This is a genomic window from Enterobacter sp. PL_is379 (assembly GCF_055817355.1).
This window is the reverse complement of record NZ_JBVPGT010000031.1, coordinates 433991-458153: the sequence shown is the minus strand read 5'-3', so window position 1 is coordinate 458153 and position 24163 is coordinate 433991. Positions and strand designations below refer to the sequence as shown.

The 24163-nt window shown below is 56.9% G+C and carries 19 protein-coding genes and 1 pseudogene; 11 read left to right on the top strand and 9 right to left on the bottom strand.

The genetic code is table 11. From position 1 onward, the window contains the following. Window positions 1-187: 187 nt before the first annotated feature. Genes AC0TOY_RS18655 through AC0TOY_RS18635 form a run of 5 tightly spaced genes read left to right on the top strand, consistent with a single transcriptional unit; the run spans window position 188 to window position 3888 of the window. Window positions 188-454 (top strand): helix-turn-helix transcriptional regulator, encoded by a 267-nt coding sequence (locus tag AC0TOY_RS18655; RefSeq protein WP_032983267.1) that lies wholly within the window; start codon window positions 188-190, stop codon window positions 452-454. Next, entirely contained in the window at window positions 451-999 is a 549-nt protein-coding gene (locus tag AC0TOY_RS18650) for a host cell division inhibitor Icd-like protein (RefSeq protein WP_473722335.1), read from the top strand. Before AC0TOY_RS18655 ends, AC0TOY_RS18650 begins: the two co-directional genes overlap by 4 nt. After that, entirely contained in the window at window positions 996-1223 is a 228-nt protein-coding gene (locus AC0TOY_RS18645; RefSeq protein WP_473722334.1) for a hypothetical protein, read from the top strand. Before AC0TOY_RS18650 ends, AC0TOY_RS18645 begins: the two co-directional genes overlap by 4 nt. After that, entirely contained in the window at window positions 1220-1540 is a 321-nt protein-coding gene (locus AC0TOY_RS18640) for a DUF5375 domain-containing protein (RefSeq protein ID WP_473722333.1), read from the top strand. Before AC0TOY_RS18645 ends, AC0TOY_RS18640 begins: the two co-directional genes overlap by 4 nt. 14 nt (window positions 1541-1554) lie before the next feature. After that, the gene (locus AC0TOY_RS18635) at window positions 1555-3888 is read left to right on the top strand and encodes a primase-helicase zinc-binding domain-containing protein (protein WP_473722332.1); all 2334 of its coding nucleotides are present in this window, start codon (window positions 1555-1557) and stop codon (window positions 3886-3888) included. A gap of 724 nt (window positions 3889-4612) precedes the next feature. Here AC0TOY_RS18635 and AC0TOY_RS18630 read toward each other — a convergent pair. Next, a complete protein-coding gene (locus tag AC0TOY_RS18630) occupies window positions 4613-4927 on the bottom strand; it encodes a DUF1493 family protein (RefSeq protein ID WP_095450548.1) in 315 nt (104 codons plus the stop codon). Beyond that, a pseudogene (locus AC0TOY_RS18625) lies at window positions 4927-5373 on the bottom strand (STM2901 family protein). Before AC0TOY_RS18625 ends, AC0TOY_RS18630 begins: the two are co-directional and overlap by 1 nt. 39 nt (window positions 5374-5412) lie before the next feature. Between AC0TOY_RS18625 and AC0TOY_RS18620 the strand changes: the two are divergent. Both AC0TOY_RS18620 and AC0TOY_RS18615 read left to right on the top strand, forming a co-directional pair. Beyond that, window positions 5413-5673 (top strand): hypothetical protein, encoded by a 261-nt coding sequence (locus AC0TOY_RS18620; protein WP_024908329.1) that lies wholly within the window; start codon window positions 5413-5415, stop codon window positions 5671-5673. A 2-nt stretch (window positions 5674-5675) separates the two neighbouring features. After that, the gene (locus AC0TOY_RS18615; protein ID WP_473722330.1) at window positions 5676-6143 is read left to right on the top strand and encodes a hypothetical protein; all 468 of its coding nucleotides are present in this window, start codon (window positions 5676-5678) and stop codon (window positions 6141-6143) included. A 146-nt stretch (window positions 6144-6289) separates the two neighbouring features. Here AC0TOY_RS18615 and AC0TOY_RS18610 read toward each other — a convergent pair whose 3' ends face one another. From AC0TOY_RS18610 to AC0TOY_RS18595, 4 genes are all read right to left on the bottom strand, one after another. Further along, complete coding sequence (locus AC0TOY_RS18610) at window positions 6290-7336, bottom strand: bifunctional transcriptional activator/DNA repair enzyme AdaA (protein WP_473722329.1); 1047 nt, start codon at window positions 7334-7336, stop codon at window positions 6290-6292. Further along, a complete protein-coding gene (locus tag AC0TOY_RS18605) occupies window positions 7320-8096 on the bottom strand; it encodes an isocitrate lyase/PEP mutase family protein (protein WP_473722328.1) in 777 nt (258 codons plus the stop codon). Before AC0TOY_RS18605 ends, AC0TOY_RS18610 begins: the two co-directional genes overlap by 17 nt. Before the next feature lie 132 nt (window positions 8097-8228). Beyond that, the gene (locus AC0TOY_RS18600; RefSeq protein WP_473722326.1) at window positions 8229-9020 is read right to left on the bottom strand and encodes a nucleotidyltransferase domain-containing protein; all 792 of its coding nucleotides are present in this window, start codon (window positions 9018-9020) and stop codon (window positions 8229-8231) included. A gap of 305 nt (window positions 9021-9325) precedes the next feature. Next, window positions 9326-9640, bottom strand: a complete 315-nt coding sequence (locus AC0TOY_RS18595; RefSeq protein WP_473722325.1) for a hypothetical protein — start codon at window positions 9638-9640, stop codon at window positions 9326-9328. 399 nt (window positions 9641-10039) lie between these two features. On the opposite strand from AC0TOY_RS18595, the gene AC0TOY_RS18590 reads away from it, so the two are divergent. The 3 genes from AC0TOY_RS18590 to AC0TOY_RS18580 all read left to right on the top strand — a co-directional run bounded on the left by AC0TOY_RS18590 (window position 10040) and on the right by AC0TOY_RS18580 (window position 11454). Then, window positions 10040-10396, top strand: coding sequence for a hypothetical protein (locus tag AC0TOY_RS18590; RefSeq protein WP_008502540.1), 357 nt, complete (start codon window positions 10040-10042; stop codon window positions 10394-10396). Window positions 10397-10483: 87 nt separating this feature from the next. Beyond that, entirely contained in the window at window positions 10484-10828 is a 345-nt protein-coding gene (locus tag AC0TOY_RS18585; protein ID WP_024908323.1) for a cupin domain-containing protein, read from the top strand. A 68-nt stretch (window positions 10829-10896) separates the two neighbouring features. After that, the gene (locus tag AC0TOY_RS18580) at window positions 10897-11454 is read left to right on the top strand and encodes a YceI family protein (protein ID WP_032645317.1); all 558 of its coding nucleotides are present in this window, start codon (window positions 10897-10899) and stop codon (window positions 11452-11454) included. Here the strand turns inward: AC0TOY_RS18580 and AC0TOY_RS18575 are convergent. Genes AC0TOY_RS18575 through AC0TOY_RS18565 form a run of 3 tightly spaced genes read right to left on the bottom strand, consistent with a single transcriptional unit; the run spans window position 11446 to window position 13299 of the window. Continuing rightward, on the bottom strand, window positions 11446-12237 hold the full coding sequence (locus AC0TOY_RS18575) for an anti-sigma factor family protein (RefSeq protein ID WP_148769351.1): 792 nt from the start codon (window positions 12235-12237) through the stop codon (window positions 11446-11448). The two genes, AC0TOY_RS18580 and AC0TOY_RS18575, sit on opposite strands and share 9 nt — an antisense overlap. Then, window positions 12234-12764, bottom strand: a complete 531-nt coding sequence (locus AC0TOY_RS18570) for a sigma-70 family RNA polymerase sigma factor (protein WP_080350491.1) — start codon at window positions 12762-12764, stop codon at window positions 12234-12236. Before AC0TOY_RS18570 ends, AC0TOY_RS18575 begins: the two co-directional genes overlap by 4 nt. Before the next feature lie 7 nt (window positions 12765-12771). Beyond that, window positions 12772-13299: a tetratricopeptide repeat protein gene (locus tag AC0TOY_RS18565; RefSeq protein WP_024908319.1), complete on the bottom strand. Its 528-nt coding sequence runs from the start codon at window positions 13297-13299 to the stop codon at window positions 12772-12774. Between the two features lie 756 nt (window positions 13300-14055). Between AC0TOY_RS18565 and AC0TOY_RS18560 the strand changes: the two genes are divergently transcribed. Further along, a complete protein-coding gene (locus AC0TOY_RS18560; protein ID WP_473722323.1) occupies window positions 14056-24156 on the top strand; it encodes a BapA/Bap/LapF family large adhesin in 10101 nt (3366 codons plus the stop codon). Window positions 24157-24163: the final 7 nt, after the last annotated feature.

Sequence of the window (24163 nt, the reverse complement as noted above, 5' to 3'; positions counted from 1 at the left end):
TTTTCCATCAATTGCCACTGATTGCCAGCAGTTGCCATGGGTTTGCCACATTCGATAAATCAACGGTCTGGATGCAAAATTGTCCGTAAAAGACTTGTTGCCCTGAGGATAAATATTCACAAAATAGAGAGCTACCCGAGGCCGGACGGACACGACCGGCACAGTATGGACTTTATGAGGTAGCCCGATGCACACCGCTTTTTCTTCCCCGTCTTCTGCCCCTGCCGCCCCGATGATGCCGGTCTCTGATGCCGTTCAGGAACGCTTTATCCGCCTGCCCGAAGTGATGCATCTTTGCGGTCTGTCCCGGTCGACCATTTACGACCTCATCAGCCGGGAGGCTTTCCCGAAACAAATCTCTCTCGGCGGAAAAAACGTGGCGTGGGCGCAGTCTGAAATCACGGCATGGATGGCAGATCGCATTGCCGAGCGTAACCGGGGCTATGACGCATGATGATGACCGTTCAGCAAACAGCCCCTTTTTCTGGCTTGCTTCCTGTCGCTGTTTCCAGGTATAGTTTTCCCGCTGTCGCAAAATCGGCAGCCGGGCGTGAGAACCCGAGTTACTCAGTGGCGACACCGGACGCGCCATGCGTCTTTTTTTGTGTCTATGCCTATGTGCACCTGTTGTTTACGCATCGGTTCTTGAGCCGTTGCTGTATCTGCGTAATGGTGGCTCAGGCGGGGCAGCCTTCGGGCTGGCCGGTACCCATTGAGGCCGGTTTCTCACCCCCGTCTGGGCTACCACCCGAGCGTGAGAACTCCGGTGGTGGCGTTAACCGCTACTCAATGGAGGCTGCCATCATGGCTACGACCCTCACCCCGTCACATCCGCAGTTTGTCTTTGTGTTTGCCGCCGTTCGTCGCGCAGACCGTAAACCCCGTATCTGTATGCTTCGCACCGTTGCCGGTGATGAACACGCCGCACGCCTGTCCCTCGTTCGCGACTACGTTCTGTCGTTCGCTGGCCGCCTGCCGGTTGCGGAGGTGCGACCATGAAACAGACCCTTATCACCCCTCATGATATCGAGTGCCTTGAGCATATGCGTAATCTCGGCCAGCTCGTTGACGAGCTGATGAAGGTGCAGGACTCAACCTCCGTTTGTCGCGACCCGGCGCAGCAGTTGCAGCTCACCTCCGTGATTTACCTCATGACCGCCCAGCTCGACGGCGTGGTCGAGCGCTGCAAAAAGCGCTGGCTGACCGGGGAGGACAACATATGAAAAAGCCTCTTTCACCCGTATTACGCGCCGCGCTCTATCGCCGCGCCGTGGCCTGTGCATGGCTGACAGTATGCGAGCGTCAGCACCGCTACGAACACCTCACCCTTGATGCGCTGGAAAGCGCCATCGCCGACGAGCTGGAGGGCTTCTATCTGCGCCAGCACGGTGAGGAAAAAGGCCGCCAGATTGCCTGTGCGCTGCTGGAAGATTTAATGGAAGCCGGACCACTCAAGGCCGCGCCCTCACTGTCCTTTCTCGGGCTCGCAGTGATGGATGAACTCTGCGCCCGTCACATTCAATCGCCTGTTGTGCACTGAGGGAGAAAATAACGATGAAAATGAACGTAACGGAAACCGTAAAACAGGCGTGCGGCCACTGGCCGCGCATTCTCCCGGCGCTGGGGGTGAAGGTCATTAAAAACCGGCATCAGGCCTGTCCGGTGTGCGGCGGCTCTGACCGCTTCCGCTTTGATGATAAAGAGGGGCGCGGGACGTGGTTCTGTAACCAGTGCGGCGCGGGTGACGGGCTTAAGCTGGTCGAAAAGGTGTTCGGCGTGAACGCATCAGAGGCTGCCGGAAAGGTGAACGCCGTGACCGGCAACCTGCCGCCGGTTGCCCCGGAAGTGATTGCGGCCGCAGAGGCTGAAACCGAAGCAGACCGCAAAGCGGCGGCCGCGCTGGCCGTCAGACTGATGGAGAAAACCCGCACGGCCAGCGGCAACGCTTATCTGACCCGCAAGGGATTCCCCGGTCATGAATGTGTCATGCTGACGGCCACACATAAAACCGGCGGCGTGACGTTCCGCGCCGGTGATATGGTTGTCCCGCTGTATGACGATACCGGCACACTGGTTAACCTTCAGCTTATTAATTCTGACGGTCTCAAACGCACCCTGAAAGGCGGGGCGGTAAAAGGGGCGTGCCATACCATCGAAGGGAAAAAACAGGCCGGAAAACGCCTGTGGATTGCGGAGGGCTATGCGACCGCGCTCACCGTACATCACCTGACCGGAGAAACCGTCATGGTGGCGCTGTCGTCCGTGAACCTCCTTTCTCTGGCGAGCCTTGCCCGTCAGAAACTCCCGGCCTGTCAGATTGTCCTCGCTGCTGACCGTGACCTTAACGGCGATGGCCAGACAAAAGCCACCGCGGCCGCAGAAGCCTGTGAGGGCATTGTCGCCCTGCCTCCGGTGTTCGGTGACTGGAATGATGCGTTTATGCAGAACGGCGGGGAGGCCACCCGAAAAGCGATTTATGATGCCATCCGGCCACCGGTACAAAGTCCGTTCGATACCATGAGCGAGGCGGAATTTACCGCCATGAGCGCCAGCGACAAGGCTCTGCGGGTGCATGAGCATTACGGCGAAGCGCTGGCGGTGGATGCGAACGGCCAGCTCCTGTCCCGTTATGAAGCAGGGATATGGAAAGTCGTTCAGCCGTCCAGTTTCGAACGCGACGTAGCCGGGCTTTTCCAGCGCCTGCGTGCCCCGTTCTCGTCGGGGAGAATCACCTCAGTGGTGGAGACGCTGAAGCTGATTATTCCTCAGCAGGCCGCACCGGCACGCCGTCTGATTGGCTTTCGCAACGGGGTACTCGATACCCAAAGCGGCATATTCAGCCCGCACCACAAATCGCACTGGCTGCGCACGCTGTGCGACGTGGATTTTACCCCGCCGGTGGAAGGCGAAATGCTGGAGACCCATGCCCCGAATTTCTGGCGCTGGCTCGACCGTGCTGCCGGTAGCAGACCAGAAAAACGCGATGTAATTCTGGCCGCGCTGTTTATGGTGCTGGCGAACCGCTACGACTGGCAGCTCTTTCTCGAAGTCACCGGTCCCGGCGGGAGCGGGAAAAGTATTCTGGCCGAAATTGCGACCCTGCTCGCCGGAGAGGATAACGCCACGTCGGCCGATATTGATACGCTGGAAGACCCCCGCAAGCGTGCATCCCTGATTGGCTTCTCGCTGATACGTCTGCCTGACCAGGAAAAATGGAGCGGTGACGGTGCAGGGCTGAAGGCCATCACCGGCGGCGATGCGGTCTCGGTTGACCCGAAATACCAGAATCCGTACTCAACGCATATCCCGGCGGTGATTCTGGCCGTGAACAATAACCCAATGCGCTTCACCGACCGCAGTGGCGGTGTGTCGCGTCGCCGGGTGATTATTCATTTCCCGGAGCAGATTGCCCCGGAGGAACGCGACCCGCAGCTCAGGGATAAAATTGCGCGCGAGCTGGCCGTGATTGTGCGCCAGCTCATGCAGAAGTTCAGCGACCCGATGGCAGCGCGCGGACTGCTCCAGTCACAGCAGAACTCCGATGAAGCGCTCAGCATCAAGCGCGATGCTGACCCGACGTTTGATTTTTGCGGCTATCTGGAAATGCTGCCGCAGACTAACGGGATGTTTATGGGCAATGCCAGCATTGTCCCGCGTAATTACCGTAAATATCTCTATCACGCGTATCTGGCCTATATGGAGGCCAACGGGTACAGAAACGTGCTCAGCCTGAAAATGTTCGGGCTGGGGCTGCCCATGATGCTGAAAGAGTACGGCCTGAATTATGAGAAGCGGCACACAAAGCTGGGGATACAGACCAATCTGTCGCTGAAAGAGGAAAGCTACGGCGACTGGCTGCCGAAATGCGACGAACCTGCAGCGACTTAACCCACTCCAGACCGGCAACAGCCGGTCTTTTTCTTTCCGGCCATTGTCATAAGGTGAACACTCCACTGTTCACCCATCACCGTATATTCACCCTATATCACTTTGAAATTATTGATAAAAAAGAAAAGGTGAACAGTGTGAACAGTAAAACCGGAAAAAACTTTTTATACCCCCCGTGTATTGCCTGACCGGGCGCAGCCAGAACGAGCAAAACGAACAAAGGTGAAGAGTCGACTGTTCACCCTTCTCCAACTCATCACCACCTAACCACATGATATAAAATGAGAAATAACTGAGGTGAACAGTGTGAACAGTTAAATGCAAAAAAACTTTTTTTCTGTGCTTATTGTTTAAAAAAAAGACCACATGAAAAAGGTGACACATTTCTAAAGAAGGATCGTATTACTATGACAATTCATAATTGGTACACGTTTAGGTACACAACTGAAAGTTGAATACGGAAAAATCCTTTATATTTAATACATTGAGAGATTTATTCAGACTCCGCCAGCCCACCAAAATTCTCCATCGGTGATTACCAGAGTCATCCGATGAAGTCCTGAAAGCCCGCATGGCGCAAGCCCTGCGGGCTTTTTTGTGTCTGTAGTTGCAGGAAAACAGCAAAAGACAGCTTTAGGCAGTATTTTTCGACTTTTACAGTCAACTGGTTCCAGCTCAAAAGTAAAAGTATTTCCCCTGATTACTCAAAAGACATTTGTCACCCTTAAAAAAGCCAACGCCCTGCATTTGCCGATTCAATAAGCATACTTACTGTCAACGGCTCGGGCGCATGATGATCGGTTCTAAGATAGCGGGGCAATATCGCATTTGGCAGGAAGCGAATCCCCTCGTTTGGGAAGTAACGATTAAAGACGAAGCCAGACATATCCACATCCAGACTTTCTGAATATTCTTCAAGAAAATCAGTCATATCTTCCGGCAGTACACTTTGTTTCCCTGTACTTACAGAAGTATCGTCCGACATTTCCCAGAAGTGTTTTTTAATGAGTTCCCTGACGAGTGCGGCTTTGTCTGTCATTACCTTTCTCCTGGCCCAACGATAAGCTGATAACGGTGGATAACGTTATGGGTGATCATGGCAAGGTCATAGGCCGTCAGTACGGCGCCAACCCAAGGGAGCCATCTCCCGATGTATGCCCCTATACTGGTTGTGTATGCCTATTCGCCACGCAAGAGTTTTGCCCAAGTGATGGTTCTACGGCCCTGCTTAAAACGCTGTCGAATAAGCGTACGAAGGCCAAGAGAAAGCGGGCTTGTTCCCCTGGTTGCAGCGCCAGCCCCCAGCTTCCCACTGACAGGAATTACCGGCAAGCTGACTAACATGGAAGCAATTGCCATCAAATCAATCACATCACTAAACTGCTTTTTAAATTCATCCAGAATAAGCCAGTAAAGTAGCTCCTCTTTATCGATGCTCATTCCCTCAAAAAAGTATGTTCCGTTTAACTGTTCGGTCTTATCCATCGCCTTTCCCTGTTTAAGCTGACGAAATAAATCCTAATAATGGCCTTTGGTATCGTCCAGAACATACTCCACAATATTATCCTAAATTTGGATTTAGGCATTGCCGCTACAAGGAACGTAGGGAAAGAATGCAAACCAAGTCAACTCTGCACATCTTCAGGCTTCAATGGATACCATAAATTGCCAGACGGCTTTATCATTCAATGGGGAAAGTCGACTTCTGGCACGCTTGACACCATTATCGGCGGCTTCGTCGGCGGCGCTCTTGCTGCATGGGAAATGGGACGTTTGTGGAATTGATTATGCAACAGGTTAATTCAATAGCATTGGTTAAGGTTCACGAAGCTACCGACGTATCCCAGGATCAATCTGACATTGTGCTCCATGGTAAAAGCACCGGCATTATTGTACCGGGGCAAGTGCTTGAAGCAGCGGTCCAGGTTAATGAGCAGCGTTACATCCTGTTTCTGACGGATGACATTATCTTTGAAGAATCCCTGACAATTGCCCTTATTGACGTTCATGACGGGCTTAAAGAAATTGTTCGTTTGGGCAATGAGTACTCGACAGGAACTTTTGCGGATCTCCAGGTCACTGACGATAGCGTGGACTTCAGGTTTATTGGGGATTATATCTGGACACTGACAGTGTCCGATTCACCTCGCTTGCGGCTTCCTTTTGTTTCCGATCCCAAAGGGGTTAAACGGAAGTCAGGTCTGAAAAAGTACATAACGATATCTGCCGCACCGGCGTCGGAAAACGTAAGCTGAAGTCACTATTTATCAGAATGAAAAGGCTTTCCGCTGAGCTGGATAAATGCTCCTGAGAAGTATTCAGACTCCGCGTCTGATGAAGTCCTGAAAGCCCGCACGGTGCAAGCCCTGCGGGCTTTTTATTACCTCAACATGTCACGCCATTAAACATAATTTCTCTCATGCTCAATAAGCCATTCTTTGCGTGAAATCCCCCCTCCATAACCTGTCATCGCGCCATCTTTTCCAATTATCCTGTGACAGGGAATCACAATCGCAATCCGGTTGGCACCATTAGCGGCAGCGACGGCGCGCACAGCATTTGGCTTATTAAGCCGTAGTGAAATGGCCTGATAGTGTGAGGTCTGTCCATAGGGAACAGCACGCAACGCATGCCAGACGGATTGTTGAAAATCACTGCCCGGGGCATCTAAAGCGAGATCAAACTGTCGGCGCGTTCCGGCAAAATACTCGCCGACCTCTTTTACTGTCTGTCGGGTATGGTTGTTTTCACCGGTGACGATTCTGGCGTTAAATAAACGCTGAATATCGCGGAATTCAGTTTCCAACATCCGGCGATCGGTAAACTCCAGCAGACAGACACCCTGCTCTGTCGCGCAGACAAACATCGGTCCAAGCGTCGTGGTAAACCGGTGAATGACTATCACCTGGGTTGCCTGAGTCGGCGCTGCGCCAGTAAGCCGCTTGTAGGTGTAACCAAAGCCGCTAAGGGATTCATAGCCATTGTCCAGCGCAACGTCAGTCGCCGCTCGTCCGCTTTTCAGCTCCTGCAAGGCAACGTTCACCCGCTGCATTCGCTGGAAAGCCTGAAAAGTGATGCCGTGATGTTGCAGGAACCAGCGTCTTACCCGCTCCGGGCTGATGCCATGCTGACGAAGCTCCGCGTCTGCTACACGGGATTTAATATCGCGCCTGACAAGCGCAAGCGCCTGCTCAACGAATAATGGCGCGCTGTGCGCATTTTCAGCGGGCCTACAGACCTTACAGGGACGAAAGCCGTCCGCCAGGGCAGATTTGGCATCTTTATAAAATTCGACATTTTCGCGTTTGGGCTTTCGCGCCCTGCATACCGAAATGCAGAATACGCCAGTGGTTTTGACGCCAACAAAAAACACGCCAGTGTAGTCTGAAGCACGTTCAAGTAATGCCTGATACCAGATATCGCATAAATTCTTATCGGTTATTTTCATCACTAAAAAGTCCTTCAAACGTCTGACGCGCTCGGATCGCATGCATGACATCAGTCAGCGTTGACTGCATCGCTGAATGAACAAAATTGCCCATTGAAATGCGGCTTGCCCCGGCCCGTTTCAGCCTGTCGAATGACGGAAGATCGGGCATGCACATGACATTCAGGGGCAATCCCGTTGCCTCTGCTATGAGGCTGATGTCTTTCTCTGACGTCAGGCAGGGAACAAAAAGGCCGTCGGCACCTGCAGCTTTATAGCGTTGACCCCGTAATATCGTCTCCTGCAACGCATCTTCATGCCCGAGCAGGTACGTGTCAGTCCGGATATTCAGAAACAGACGATAATCTTCCCTTCTCAGCATATTGCACACTGCTCTCAGGTTACGGGAAAAATCAGAGGCATCGTCAAGCTGACGAACCCCGTTTATGACTCGGCTGTCTTCGAGGTTAACGCCTGCGACGCCTGTCTGAGCAAGGCGCCGCAGATTGTCTGCTATCTCTTCGGCTGAATCACCATACCCTGCTTCCATGTCAACGCTCAATGGCAGGTTGCTGACAGCCCGGATCCGGGTGACCATATAAAATAACTCATCAAACGGCATTCCCTGGCCGTCGTCATATCCCAGTGTGGACGCTATAGCTGCACTGGACGTTCCCAGAACCTGGTAGCCTGCTTTTTGCACTGCGACAGCACTGGCGGCATCCCAGACGTTGGCGATAAGAAGAGGCTCATGCTGATAGTGGCGTTCTGCAAAGTTCATATTCATATCCTCTCGATAGATTGAAAATGAATCTAAGCACTCAGGAAGAACCTCACAACCGAAATTCAGACGACCATTTTTTAGCAAAAGTCGTCTGAACATGGGGAGCGGAACAGACCAAACCTTTTAAGGTCAGGTTCTGGCTTCGAGCATGGCAAGAACCGCCCAACGTGCCGCATCGTCTGCGATATTTTCCGGCAGCGCATCAGCCCGCAGCGTGATATAAGCCTCAACAGCCTTTCTGAGGGCCATGCTGACGGAATCACGATCGTGCATTGCCAGCGTGGAAGCCAACAGGTCATCAGGATCAATGCTGAGGAATTCGATGCGGCGAACCCCACGTTGCGGTAGATTTGCTCGACGGTACAGCATAGGTCCCAGCACTTGCTCCCGGAAGAATGCCAGCATGCCTATCGCTTCAAAGAGTTCTCCCCTTCCCAGTTTCACCACCGCGTAATGAAGCCAGATCCAGGCTCGGGACTCAAACCACTCCGGCGTCATATCAGGCCAGTGAGCGCTAAATTTTGCCAGTTGGCGCTCCAGAGCGGTGTTATCACGGGTAAATAACACCACGGGCTCCTCAACGCGCTGAGTGAGCATTTCCAGGGTGACAAATTTCAGATCGACATGAAGGAGTTCGGGACCATACAGGCAGATAAGCAGACGAGGCTCTCCCACATGTTCCCCGGTGAAAGCATGGAGCAGGTGACCCAGTGTTCCGGCGAACACAATACGCTGAGCCATGATTTCGTCATAGTAGAGAGGGTCTACCACAACGACAAAATCAAGATCGGAATATTTATCAAACCCGCCATGAACAAGCGAGCCGCCGGCGAGAAGGGAGTGAATCCGCGAATCAGCCTGAAATTTAAGCTTAAGTTGCTCTGCAAAACTTCTGTGTAAATCGGGTAACGTACTAAGCATACTTTTTCCTGTTCACAAAAAAGACAAAGCATTACAGGGTATCGCGCAGTGAACAGGCAGGCCAGATATTTTTTGCAGGAACAATAATGTCCTAAGAGGGTTCTCCCGATGCGTTATATTGCCCTGTAAATTCGGAGAAATCTCTGACCATCGTCGATTACTCGGATATCTGACTAACATAGTCGTACCAGTAAAGGCAACAAAGCAGTCCTTATGAGATTATATGGACTCTATGAGTCGGCCAAAACTCACCATGAAAATCATTGGATATGGCATAAACGCAAAAATTGTTTTTGACTTGCTGTCTAGTGATAATAATCCTGCTTAAAACGCCAGGCTTTATACGTTAATTTGAGGGGGGTCATCCAACAGAAGATACCAAAGATAAACACTACAGCAATGCCTGATGAAATGATATTTTCTCGCGAAGCGAAGCAAACCGCCAGTATGAACAGAACCGTAAGTACGACTGAAAATATAACAGTCCCTTTAAACCGATTTGAAAGCGCAGGAAGCAAAATATCCAGCGTCGAACGCTGAGTATCCACGTAGCGTTTAAGCTTTTGCAGCTCTTCTTTTGTGAAACCAGATCTAAGCAACGCTTCTTCCGTTATCGCCATGCTATTTCCCTCCTTCTAATCAAAGCTACTATATCTTGATCTTTAAAACATAACGACCTACCGGCTGGTTGTTTATGTTGTACTCCCCTGGCTTTGACAAACATCAACACCCTCTCCCCCCGCCTGTGCAAAATTACCCACATCACCCAGCGCTACGGATTAGCCGCCCCAACCCGGAAGGAACCCCAACATGTACAAACCCATAACCGTCATAATATTCATTCTCCTGACGCTCGCCGCCCTCGCGGAAATAGGCTTTTTATCCTTTGGATAATCCTCAGGCGAAATCCCCCTCATCAGGGCACATTGATCTCATTACAGTTTTTTCCTAAAGCCATCCCGCTTCGCCTGTGCCATGCTGAATCACGCTCATAACCGATAACGTTAAATGAGGATATTATGAAAAAAACAATTATCGCATTATCTGCCGTTCTGCTGGCTTCCCCAGTATTTGCTGCGACCACACATGCAACTGACGATACCGTCGCGGCGGCGAACGCAAACGCCAACGAGGCGAAGCAAAAACTGCACGAAGAGCAGAATAAAGGTGAAGAGCTGAAGCTGAAACAGAAGCACGCTGCGGAAGGTAAAAGCGAAAGCTTTGGCAGCAAGGTCAGCGAAGATTCCCAGAAAGCCTGGCATAAAACCAAAGAAGGCACCGAGAAAGGGTGGGATGCCACCAAAGAAGGCGCTGAGAAAGGCTGGAACAAAACTAAAGAAGGTGCCAGCGAGCTGGAAAAGAAAGTCACTGAGTAATCCCTTCGAAAGGCCGCATACGCGGCCTTTTTTATTCCCTCCCACCCTGCTTCCTGAAGGCTAAACTTGTTTCAGGAGGGCACCGTCATGAGCCACAAAGAAACCGCACCAGAAACCCAGGGCGTTACCGTTGAACTGCTTTCCATCGTCGATCTGGGCCCGGAGATCGCAGGCATGGACGGTCGACAGCTTCGCATGCGCAGGGTGACGCTCGCCCCCGGCGCGGTCTTTGGTCCGGTGCACGATCATATCGATCGCCCCGGTACCGTCTTTATCCTTGAGGGGACCATCACCGATCATCGTAACGGTATCGCCACCGATTACGGTCCCGGCGTCGGGTGGCCGGAAGACCATAATACGGTCCACTGGCTGGAAAACCGGGGCCCGATCGCCGCCGTCGAAATTTCAGTGGATATCGTTAAAACACCCTGACGCACAAAAGTCGAATAGATCCCGGGGGTGACGCGTTTACTCCCTGCCCCCTTAAAAGAGATCCTGAGATGCTGCGACGCCTGGTGATAGTGCTGATTTTGTTTTGTCCGTGGGCGTTAGCTGCCCCAAAAAGCTACATTATCGACACCGATAACACCGCCATTCGGCTATCGTGGCATGCCTTCGGCGGCATCCTCTCCTGGGCGACGTTCAGCGGCGTGACGGGCGCCGTGACCCTCAACCCGGAAAACGACGTCGACGACCATATTCACGTCACCATTCCCGTAGCAACTCTGGTGGCCTCAAACAAACTGCTTACCTGGCAGCTGAAAAGCGATATGTTTTTTGATTCTGAGCACTACCCGACTATCGAGTTCATCAGCTCTCGCGTGGTCGCCCTGGGTGACGGGCGGTTCAGGGTGTTCGGCACGCTGACCGTGCGTAACATTGCCCGCCCGGTGCTCCTGGAGGCCGTAGTGAAAGACCCGCATGCGCAAGTCCTCACCCTGGATGCCACTACGGCGATCTCGCGCGCGTCCTACGGGATGGATAAGTTTGCGCTGGTCGTGGACGATCGTATTGCCATCGCCATTGCGATTAAGACAAACGACGTGCCGTCATCCTGAAATGAGCCGCTGTAGCTGCTCCGCGTTTCCCCGCAGGTGAGACGGCGGATTGCGACCAATCAGGACAAACTGGTAGCCCGCTTCCTGCCACCACGCCAGGTTCATGCTGTGCCGCTGCTCCTGGCGCAGAGAGGCCCTGGTCTTCTCGTCAACAGGAGAAATACAGAGCGCCATCGGGCCGAAGTCGGCGTTGATCCAGGCAATCTGCGCGATAGAGGTGGTTTCATAGCGCAGCATTCGCACCATCTTCAACTCTGCCCCCTGCAGGACTAGCTGCGACATGTGCAGCTTTATGCCGATATCCTGTGCGGCCCGTTCCAGCCCGCGCTGCAGGATCGGCGTTGCGCTGTCCATATCCAGCAGCGTCTCGACGCTATACAGGGACATATATTGCGCTTCGAGGTCGCGAATATGGGCGTTCTCATCCGCTGGCGCGGAAGCGGGCCGCAGCAGGTAGCCCAGCCCGGAGCCGACCATCAAAAAGCTGACCGATGCGGCAATTAGCGACCGCCTGCTAACGCCAGGCGCCGTGGAGGACTGTGGTTCGGGAATAGCAGCCAGACGCGCCTGCATTGTCTCCAGAGGCGCGTCATCCAGCAGGGAGGCAAACGCCCCGGCGTAATCCTGGCTGCTTTTCATCAGTTCGTTGGTTCGCCCGGCGAGGCGTTCATCACGTTTCAACTGTTCTTCAAAATGCTGTGCGTCGGCGCGGCACATCTCGCCATCTATCCATGCCACGATAGCGTCGTCGTTATAGGGCGGTGCAAAACGGTGCGCGTTCAATAGCGTTTCTCCTTTACCGGAGGCAGTGCGTCAGCGGACCTGGCAAGCCGAGCCCGTGCCGTTGCCAGCCGGCTCATCACGGTACCGATCGGCACCGCCAGCGTGTCCGCCGCCTCCTGGTAGGTAAAGCCTTCGACATAAACCAAAAATACCGCGTTGCGCTGGGCTTCAGGCAGCGTGTTGACCCGCTGCATCACCTTAAGGTAATGCAGACGCGTCTCATCCTGTTCGCGGGTGTCCGGTGCCAGGAGCTCGTCGCTGGCCACAAATCCCTGCCCCTGACGCACGTGTCGAGCCCGAAGCTCAGAGATCCAGATGGAGTGCAGTATCGCGAACAGCCACCTGTCGATGCGTGTGCCCGGCGTATACTGGCTGCTCCTTTCAAGCGCACGCACGCAGGTGGACTGAACCAGCTCTTCGGCGATATCCCTGTTTCGCGACAGCACCAGCCCATAGCGCCAGAGACGCGACAGATGTGCGGCTAACTGTTGACGAACCTCACTGGTAGCGATGGGCTTTCCCTCCACGAGAAAATCAGGATTCCGGATGTCCGTTAATGGCGGCCTGCAGGTCACGGTACTCCTCGCAGGACTGGCCACAAATACCGGCAATGACCTTCAGCTGTTCTTTCGCGAGGTCAGGACGTCCTTTTACCATCCACGCTTCACCGAGATATTCCCGGGCTTTGGCATAATCCGGGGCGATAGCCAGCGCACGCTGGTAGTAACCAATGCCTTCGTCCGTACGGCCAAGTTTGCGCGTGGCGAACCCGCGATAGTTCCACGCTTCAGCCGTATTGCCATTTTTCAGCGAATCAAGCAGATTCAGCGCCGCCTGGTACTCTCCTTTCTTCGCGAGATGGTACGCATAGTTGGTTTTGTCCTGGTCGCTGAGGCTGCTGCTCTTGTCCGGCACGCATTTCTGAGTAGCGCTGTCATACACCTGTCCGGCAGGACAGTCGGGCGTTTTGCTCTCGGTACTATTATTGCCCATCGCCAGCGCCAGTGGGGACAGCAGGGAAAAAATCAGCACCGGGATCAAACGAAACGAGGTCGTGTTCATATAAAGCTCCAGGGTGAGTGGGGAGTGACGTCAGTAAACGTCCGACTGATGAGTTTTATTCATTCTCCCCGTAAATTTTTTGCTGTCACAAAATCATGCTGACGTTGTAGCCCAATGAAAATAAATCAGGTTATCTCATCCTCTCCTTAACGTTATTATTTCGCGTAATAGCAGAGTTTTAACCTCGCATAAGAATATATTTTATAGTGCAAGTGACATAATATATTTTATATCAAAAACATTACCCTAACTTAAATGAACATTAAGCAAACCTAAACAATATAGTTTTACATTATATTCAAAACATTCCCTACCAATTATCGCAGTGCGTAAACCACGCTAAAAAAAACATTACACACTAAAATTAAAGTCATATAAAACAAAGGGTTGCACCATCATAATTATTGACAACATCAATATACCAATGCCTTCCACCTTGTTTTCGCACTTATTTGCGAAAGCTTAATTTGCACAACCCATGTTTTCTGTCTATATCAATTTTATATCCTCAAAAATAATCCCTCTATTAATTACAGGGTTTTACAAAACATAAAACACGAATAAAACGGTTCTCTTTCATAAAAAATTAGATTCGCTCTGATGTTGCCACTCTGAATCCTGGCGGGCATCGTGCGCGCTAAAAAAACGGTCAGTGCTGCGTTATAACAGCGACTGCGCCGGGGGCGCCCTTTACCTTCTGCAGAGATGGCTCGTCTTGCTCGCCGTTTATGACACATCTGCTGGAGTAATAACTAAATGAGCCAAATCTCTGTTATCTCGAAACTTACTGGCGTAGAAACGAAAATGGAAGGCACACAGGTCACGCTGAGCCATTCCTCCATCGTTGAGCTTCACGTCGAGCGAGCGAGTGTCTCCCGCTTCGCGCGAAGTGGTAACGATCTGCTGGTTACGCTGCACTCCGGCGAGGTGATCACTGTAAAAAATTTCTACGTCACGGACGCGCAGGGCGTGAGCCAGCTGGTACTGCAGGACAGCAACGGCGCGTTATGGTGGATTGAAGATCCGGCTGGCGCCGCCACGTACGAATCTATCGCGTCTACGAACGTACTGCTTGCGGCGTCAGGAAGTGATGCCGGTGGTGCCGCCTTCTGGCCATGGGCCCTCGGCGGCATTGTCGCTGCAGGCGGTATCGCGGCTGCGGCAAGTACCGGCGGCGGTGGCGGAGATGGCGGTAATAACAATAGTACCAACCCCCCCGTCGATCCTGCCGATCCGGACACAACGCCGCCGAATGCACCTTCCGGTATTAAGTTCTCTTCAGATGGCAAGACCGTTACCGGTACCGCCGAACCGGGCAGCACTATCACGCTGAAAGACGCGAACGGCAATGTCGTTGGCACCGGAAAAACGGGCAGCGACGGCAACTTTACCGTCTCTCTCGGAACACCGCTGACCAACGGCGAGCAGGTGACTGCCACCGCGACGGATAACGCCGGGAATACCAGCCCGGGCACAACGCTCAACGCGCCGGACATAACCGCGCCCGATGCGCCAACGATTGGCAGTGTAATCGACGATATTGCCCCGCAGACGGGGACGGTGTCCAACGGCGGCAGCACCAACGATCAGCGCCCACAGCTTACCGGCACCGGCGAGGCGGGCTCGACCGTGACGATTTATGACGGCGGAGTCGCTATTGGTACGGCAATCGTCGCCAGCAACGGCACCTGGACCTTTACCCCGTCAGTTGACCTGAGTGAAAGCACTCACCAGATTACCGTGAAGGCAACCGACGCCGCCGGCAACACCGGGCCAGCCTCACCGGTGTTTACTCTTACGGTGGATCTTACTCCGCCGGACGCGCCGACCGCGATTGTGCTGACCGACGATACAGGTCTTATCAGGGGGACCATTACGTCGGGCGCGCCTACGGATGCTTCACTGCCGCTCCTGGCGGGAACGGGCGAGCCAGGTGGAACCATCACCATTTATGATAACGGCGTGGCGATTGGCACAACGACGGTGCAGCCCAACGGTACCTGGAGCGTTACGCCAAACGCTCCGCTGCCGGACGGGACACACTCCATAACCGTCACTGAAACCGATGCGGCCGGAAACCAGAGTACGGCATCAGCACCTGTCACCTTTACTGTGGATACTACCCCGCCGTCAGCCCCTGGAAACCTCGTCGTTTCGAATGATGGCGGCACCATCAGCGGCATTGCAGAGCCGGGCAGCACCGTGACTATCCGTGAAGGCGGCGCACTCGTTGGCAATCCAGTTGTTGCCGATAGCCAGGGTAACTTCAGCCTGACGCTGACCCCGCCGAAGCTCAACGGCGAAATCCTGACCGCTGACGCCACCGACACGGCAGGCAACACCAGTCCAACCACCTCCGCGGCGGCACCGGATATTACCCCGCCGCAGACACCGGTTATCATATCTGTGATTGATGACGTGCAGGCCACCACAGGCCCCGTGGGCCCTAACGGGCTTACAAACGACCGGGCGCCAACCGTTAACGGAACGGGTGAAGCTGGCTCGACCATCACGATCTCCAACAGTAGCGATGTCCTCGGTACGGTGGTTGTTCCCTCCTCTGGCCAGTGGAGCTTTACGCCGCCCACACCGCTGACCGATGGCACGTACGTGCTGACGGCAACGGCGACGGATGCCGCCGGTAACCTGAGCGGAATATCAACCGCATGGACAATTAACGTCGACGGGACGGCACCTGACGTCCCGGTGATTTCACAAGTCGTGGACGATGTGCCCGGTGGAATTGTTGGCTTACTCGGCCCAAATGCCACGACCAACGACGCCACCCCGACGCTCAGCGGTACCGCCGAAGCAAACGCGACGATCAGCCTGCGCGTGGACGGTGTTGAAATTGGCACAACCGTTGCCGATGGTCTCGGCGCATGGACCTTTACGCCGTCCTCGCCAATCGGTGAGGGTCCGCACGCCCTGACCGCCGTCTCGACCGACGCGGCAGGTAACACCAGCGGCGTCTCCAACACCTGGACGCTGACAATTGACAGCGTCGCGCCTGCTGCCCCGGTTATTACCCAGGTGCTGGATGATGTGCCGGAGCGCCTCGACGCGCTCAACCCCAACGACAGCACCAACGACACCACGCCGACGCTCAACGGCACGGCTGAACCAGGCTCGACGGTCACCATCCGCCTGGATGGCACCGTTCTTGGCACGGCCCCGGTCGACAACAACGGCGTGTGGACCTATACCCCCACCGTGCCGCTTGGGGAGGGGCCTCATACCTTTACCGTTGTCGCCACCGATGCGGCGGGCAACACCAGCCAGCCGTCAAGCGGCTTCACCCTGACCGTCGATACCACACCGCCAACGGCTGCCACCATTGCCACCGTGACCGATGACGTCGGCGGCGTTCAGGGCCCGCTCACCAGCGGCGATACCACCGACGACACCCAGCCGCTGCTGCAGGGCTCCGCTCCGGCGGATGCGGTGATCACCGTCTATGACGGCACAACTCTGCTCGGCACCGCTTCCCTCGACGGCAGCGGCGGCTGGAGCTTTACGCCGGTCACCCCGCTCACCGACGGCCCGCATTCCCTGACGGTTCACGCCACGGATGCCGCCGGCAATACCACTATCTCCAGCCCGTTTGTATTGACGGTGGATACCGTCGCACCTGCCACGCCGGATATCCCGGCAATTACCGTCAATCCTGACGGCGGCACAACGCAAACGCCGCTGAACCCGGGAGAAATCACCCGCGACACCACGCCGACCCTGAGCGGTACCGGCACGGCGGGCGATACCGTGACGATCTACGGCAACGGTGTCAAAATCGGTGACGCTGTCGTGGACAATACCGGCAACTGGTCCTGGACGCCGCCATCCCCCCTGGCTGGCGGCACCTATGACATCACCCTGACCGTCACCAACGTGGACGGCACGGGCAACGAAAGCGCCCCGTCGCAGCCGGTCACCATCACCATTGACACCGACCCGCCGGCTCCCCCTGCGGCACCGATCGTCACCGACAGCGTCACCCAGATCACCGGCCCCGTTCCCGATGGCGGCACCACCAACGATCCGCGCCCGGTGCTGAGCGGCACCGGTACGCCGAACGACGTTATCAACATCACTGACACGGTCAACGGCGGCACGCCGACTATCGTTGGCACCGTCACGGTAGACAGCAACGGCAACTGGAGCTGGCGCCCTGGCAGCGACATTGCGGAGGGCAGCCACGTCTATACCGCCACCGCCACCGATGAGGCAGGCAACGTCTCTGACCCGTCGCCAGCGATTACGATCACCGTAGATACCGTGGCGCCGGATACGCCAGTGATTGGCGCCGTGGGCGGCGAGCCGAACGGGGGCTACATCACGGATACCACGCCGACAGTGGGCGGAACCGGCGTTAACGGTGAGACAGTGATCGTCTACAACAACGGCGTCGAACTGGGCCGTGTCGTGGTCGCTAACGGAGAATGGAGCCTGACGCTTCCAGTGCAAACGGACGGCCCGCTGAACATTACCGTTGCGGGCGTGGATGCGGCGGGCAACGTCAGCGCGCCGAGTGCGGTCTTTACCGTCACGCTCGATACCGCTGCGCCTGAGATTCCGCAAATTAATGCCGTTTCAGACAGCCAGCTCACCAACAACGTGCTCTACACCCGCGACGGCACGCCGACCCTCACCGGGACCAGCGAACCCGGCACCACCGTTATCGTCTCCATCGACGGTACCCCGTCGGGCGTGCCGGTCACGATACAGCCGGACGGCAGCTGGAGCTGGACGGCAGGCACAACGCTGTCGGATGGCCCGCACACCTTCACCGTCTCTGCTACCGACCCTGCGGGTAACGCCTCCGGAAACTCTACGCCGCTGAGCGTGACGGTGGACACCGCCGCACCTGCCGACCCGACCAACATGTCCCTGGCACAGGAGGGGACCCCGTTGACCGGTAATGCCGAAGCGGGAACCACCGTTACCGTGAAAGACAGCGGTGGGACCGTCATTGGTACCGGCGTTGTCGCAAGCGACGGCAGCTTCTCCATTGCGCTGAGCCCGGCGCAGCTGGATCCGACCACGCTGACCGTAAGCGCTACCGATGCCGCAGGAAATGCCAGCCCTGGCGCGTCCTTTATCGTTACCGATTCACCGCTCGACCTGCCGCAGGTGCCCGTCATCACGGCGATCAACGATGACGTCGCCCCAATCACGGGCGATGTGAAAGACAAAACCACCAACGACACCACCCCAACCCTTACCGGCACGGCTCAGGCGGGGAGCCAGATCGCTATCTACCTGGACGGTAGCGCGACGCCATTGACGACGGTCACTGCCGACGGCAGCGGCAACTGGAGCTATACGCCAGCCGCGCTTGGCGAGGGGCTACACACCTTTGAGGTGACCGCGACCCTCAATAACCTGACCAGCGGCCGCTCTCCGGCGGCCAGCGTTACCGTTGACCTCACCGCACCGGGCACGCCGACTATCGGCGCCGTGATTGACGACGTCGGCCCAGGCACCGGTCCGCTGACCAGCGGCCAGACCACCAACGACAACCAGCCGACCCTCACCGGCACCGGCGCAGCAGGCGATACCATCTCCATCTACAACAACGGCGTGCTGCTGGACAGCGTGGTGATCGGCAATACCGGCACCTGGAGCTACACCACGCCCCCTCTGGCAGAGGGGAATAACGTCCTGACCATCCGCGAGACAGACCCGGCGGGGAATCAGAGCGGTCCTTCTGCGGGCTTCACCGTCGTGGTGGACTCCGTTTCCGCCACGCCGGTCATCACCAACGTTACGGACAATGTCGGTAACGCTGCCACCACGGTGGTCAGCGGCAGCGAAACGAATGACGCCACGCCAACCCTTACAGGGACAGCGGACGCAAACAGCGTGGTCACCATTTTCGACGGCGGCACGCAGATTGCTGTGGTCACGGCTGACAACACAGGTATCTGGACGTTTACCCCTGACACCGCGCTCGGTGAAGGCTCGCACAGCTTCACCGTTCGGGCGACCGATCCGCAGGGCAACGTCAGCGCGGCCTCCGCCCCCTGGAGCGTGGTGGTTGACCTGACGGCACCGACGGTTCCGACGCTGGATACGGTAAACGACAACGTCCCTGGCGGCGTCACGGGCAACCTCACCAGCGGCCAGGTGACCAACGACAGCACCCCAACCATCAGCGGTACCGGGCAGGCAGGCAGCACTATTCACATCATGAATAACGGCACGCAGATTGGTACTGCAACCGTTGACGGAGGCGGCAACTGGTCCTTTACGCCGACCGCGCCGCTGGGCGACGGCAGCTACGCCCTTCGCGTCTATGCAACGGATGCGGCAGGCAACGCCTCGGCGAACTCATCGGTCTTTGCCTTTACCGTTGATACCGCAGCCCCTGGCGTACCGGTGGTGACCAGCGTAATTGACGATGTCGCGCCCGTCACCGGGACGCTCACGTCGGGCAACACGACCAACGACGCGCGTCCGACCTTCAACGGCACGGGCGACGTGGGTGCCACAGTGCACGTGATCGTTGATGGCAGCGAAATTGGCACGGCGGTGGTGAATGCCCAGGGCAACTGGACCTTCACCCCGGGCACCGATCTGGGCGACGGGCCGCACGCAATCACCTTCAACGCCACCGACGTGGCAGGCAATATCGGCAGCACGACGACGCCGTTTAACCTGACGGTGGATACGGGCGTACCGTCGGCGCCGGTCATTTCGACCGCGGGTGACAACGTGGGCAGCATTCAAACCCCGCTATCTTCCGGGCAGAGCACCGACGATACCACGCCGACGCTGAACGGCACCGCGACCGCCAACGCCACGGTCACCGTTTATGAGAACGGGCAGCCGGTCGGCACCGTTCAGGCGGACGGTACCGGGGCATGGAGCTTTACGCCGTCAGCGCCGCTGGCCAGCGGCAGCCATACCTGGACCGCCACGGTCACCGATGCAGCGGGTAACGTCAGCCCGACCTCGCCGGACTTTACCCTGATTATTGATACCGCGGCACCGAACGCGCCGGTTATCAGCCAGGCGATAGACGACGTGGGCAGCATCACCGGCCCGCTCACGTCCGGGCAGACAACCGATGACACCGTACCGCGCCTTGTCGGGACCAGTGAACCGTTTGCCACCGTGAAGATCTATGAGGGAACCACGCTTGTCGGAACGGGCACCGCGGATAGCGGCGGGAGCTGGAGTATCTTGCTCACCACCACGCTGGCGAGTGGTCCGCACAGCTTTACCGCGCAGGCCACGGATGCGGCAGGCAACACCAGCGTGTCCTCCACCAGCTTCAGCCTCACTGTCGACACCACGCCGCCTGCGCTGCCGGTGCTGACCAGTATCGTGGATGACGTGGGCAATGCGGCGACGCCGATTGCCAACGGCGGGATCACCAACGACGCGCAGCCAACGCTCAGCGGCACGGCGGAAGCGGGTTCCACGGTGAAAATCTTTGATAACGGCGTGCAAATCGGCAGCGTGACGGCGACCGGTGGGGCGTGGAGCTTTACGCCATCTCCGGCGCTGAGCAACGGCGCGCACACGTTGACCTTTACCGCTACCGATGCGGTAGGCAACGCCAGCGCGCCCACCGCCGGGTATGTGATTAACGTCGATACCCTCCCGCCAGCCGCGCCGGTCATTAGTTCGGTCATTGATGATGTCGGCAGCGTCACCGGGCCGGTGACCGGTACGAATCCGACCAACGACACGCGCCCAACGCTGAGCGGGACAGCCGAAGCGAATGCCACGGTGCGGATCTACGATGGCATCACGCTGGTGGGTACGGTGACCGCCGATGGCAGCGGCAACTGGACCCTGGCGCAAACTACCACCGCGCTGGCGGAAGGCACGCATAACCTCACCGCCACGGCCACCGATGCGGCGGGCAACACCAGCGTGGCGTCCGCCGTGACGACGATTATCGTCGATACGATCGCGCCAACGGCACCGACCGGGACCTTTAACGCTGACGGTAGCGTCCTGACCGGGACTGCGGAAGCAGGCAGCATCGTCGCTATCCGCCTTGCGGACGGCTCGACGGTGACCGCCACTGCGGGCAGCAACGGCACCTACAGCTACACCTTCATTAACAAACAGACCGAAGGCCAGACGCTGCAGATCACCGCCACCGACGTCGCAGGCAACACCTCGCTGCCGGGCTCTGCCCTTGCGCCGGTGGTGCCGCTCTCCGCCAGCAATAACGTCGAAGAGCTGAACCTCAGCACCACGGCGACCGTGACCAACAGCCAGTACAGCGATTACGGCTTCCTGCTGGTCGGCGCCGTCGGCAACGTACTGACGCTGCTGGGCAACGATACCGCCCAGGTGAACTTCACGGTGGGCAGCGGCGGCAGCGCGGATATCGTGGTGAACGCCAACGCCACGGGGGCGGTGCTCTCTCTGCTCAATACCCTGGAGCTGGTGGTTCAGCATTACGTCAACGGCGCCTGGACCACCGTGGTGGATACCGGCCAGCCGCAGTTTGCCGATCTGCTGACCCTCGGCGCAACCGGCGTCTCACTGAACCTGACCGGGCTGGCTGACGGCAACTATCGCGTGCTCAGCTACAACACCAACCTGCTGGCGACCGGCTCCTACACCAGCCTCGACGTGGCGGTGAAAGAGACCGGTCCGGGTACGGTCACCGGTGAAACCAGCCTCAACGGCAACGTGATCCTCGATACGGATCCAACCGCCGGCAGCGACAACGCGCCGGCAGGGACCACTATCTCCGCGGTCACTAACGCCCAGGGCGCCACCACCAGCGTGAACGCCGACGGCACGGTGATTCAGGGCCAGTACGGTACGCTGACCATTAACCGCGACGGCAGCTACACCTACAGCCTGACCGACACCAGCGCCGCGGTCATTGGCCGCACGGAGAGCTTCACCTACACCATTACCCATAACGGCGTCAGCGCGTCGGCACAGCTGGTGCTGTCCCTGGGTGCCGGTACGGTAGTCAACGGTATTGTCGCCGTTGACGACACCAACGCCCTGACCTTCGACACCAGCGTGCACGAAATTAATAACGGCGCCTCGTCTCAGAACGGTTTTACCCTGGTGGGCATTAATCTCGGCAACACGCTGGGGCTTAACCTGCTGGACGACATGACCAACCCGATTATCTACAACGTGGAGGAAGGCACGACCCGCACCATGACCATCCAGGCCTCGGTGGGCGGCGTGGCGCTGGCGTCAGTGTTCGATCTGTACGTCTATAAGTTCAACAACGCGACCCAGACCTTCGAGCAGGTTCGCGTCGAATCGGGCTGGCTGCGCGCCCCGCTGCTGGGGGGAACGTCACCGCAGCTGACGCTGAACCTGCCCGCCGGGGAGTATCTGTTCCTGCTGAATACCGCGTCTGGGATCGCTGTACTGACGGGTTACACCCTGAGCGTCCTGCAGGATCATGTCTACAGCGTGGCGAGTATCAGCGAAACCACCACGGGCGACGTGCTGGCGAATGACCCGGTGCCAGCGGGCACGCTGGTTACGGAAGTGAACGGCGTGGCGGTCAACAGCAGCGGCACCACTACCATTCAGGGGGAATACGGCACGCTGACCATCAATTCGTCCGGTCAGTACACCTATACCCTGAGAAGCGGCGTGGGGGCGGACCATATCAGCACGCCGGATACCTTCGTTTACACCGTTACTGCGCCTGATGGCTCGAAGGATACGGCGTCGCTCAACATCACTCCAACCGCGCAGGCAATGAATGCGGTCAACGATGTCAGCGCCACGATGGACCTCACCTCGGTGCATCACACGTCGGTCTACTCGGATACCACCGTGGGCGTCGCCAGCTGGACGACTGCCCTGTTCTCATCAACCCAGGGCAGCGGAAGCGGAACCTTCGTGGTCGACCCAAACACCGCGCTGCACAACGCGTCGCTGCACTTTAGCGTGACCTCGGGGCTGGCGCTGGGCGGACTGACGGTGAACTGGTCCATCAGCGACGGCTCGGGCGTCATCCGCAGCGGCTCCTTCAGCGGCGGCTCGCTGCTGGGCGGCAGTATCGACGTTCCGTTGACCGGGCTGGATCTCAACGCCGGGACCTATACGCTGAACTTTACCGGCAGCGTCCCGGGGCTCAGCGTGGGGACCATCACCATCACGCCAAGCGTGAACGGCACCACCTACTCGCTGAGTGATTTTGACGTCACAGGCAGCCACACCGTCAACGGCAACATCTTTGACGGTACCGACTCTGGCGGCGTGCTGGATCAGCTCCACTCGGTGGATACCCGTCTGAGCGTGACCGGTTACAACGGCGTGACCACCACGCTGGATCCGTATACCGGCAGCGCAACGGTGAACATCACCGGCCATTACGGCATCCTGGCGATCGGCGCTGACGGTCATTACACCTATACCCTCAACAGCGGGGTATCGCTCTCAACCATGACCTCGAAGGAGACCTTCAACTACACCCTGACCGATGCCAACGGCAACACGGACAGCGCCACGCTAACCATCAATATGGCGCCGCAGTTCATCAGCTCGGAGCATAACGACGCCATCACCGGTACGGCCTACGGCGATACGCTGATTTACCAGGTGCTGAACAGTACGGTGGGGAATGCCACGGCGGGTAACGTCAGCAGCGCCGGAGGCGATCACTGGACCGGGTTCTCGCTGGCGCAGGGAGACAAGATCGACATTGGCGATCTGCTGGTGGGCTGGGACGGTAATACCGCCTCGTTGGGGAATTATATCCATGTCACACAAAGCGGTAGCAACACTGTGATCTCCATCGACCGTGATGGTGCGGGGTCCACCTACACTAATACCACGCTCGTTACGCTTGATAACGTTCAGACCACCTACGACGAGCTTGTTAACCAGCAACACATCATTACCTGATAGCACC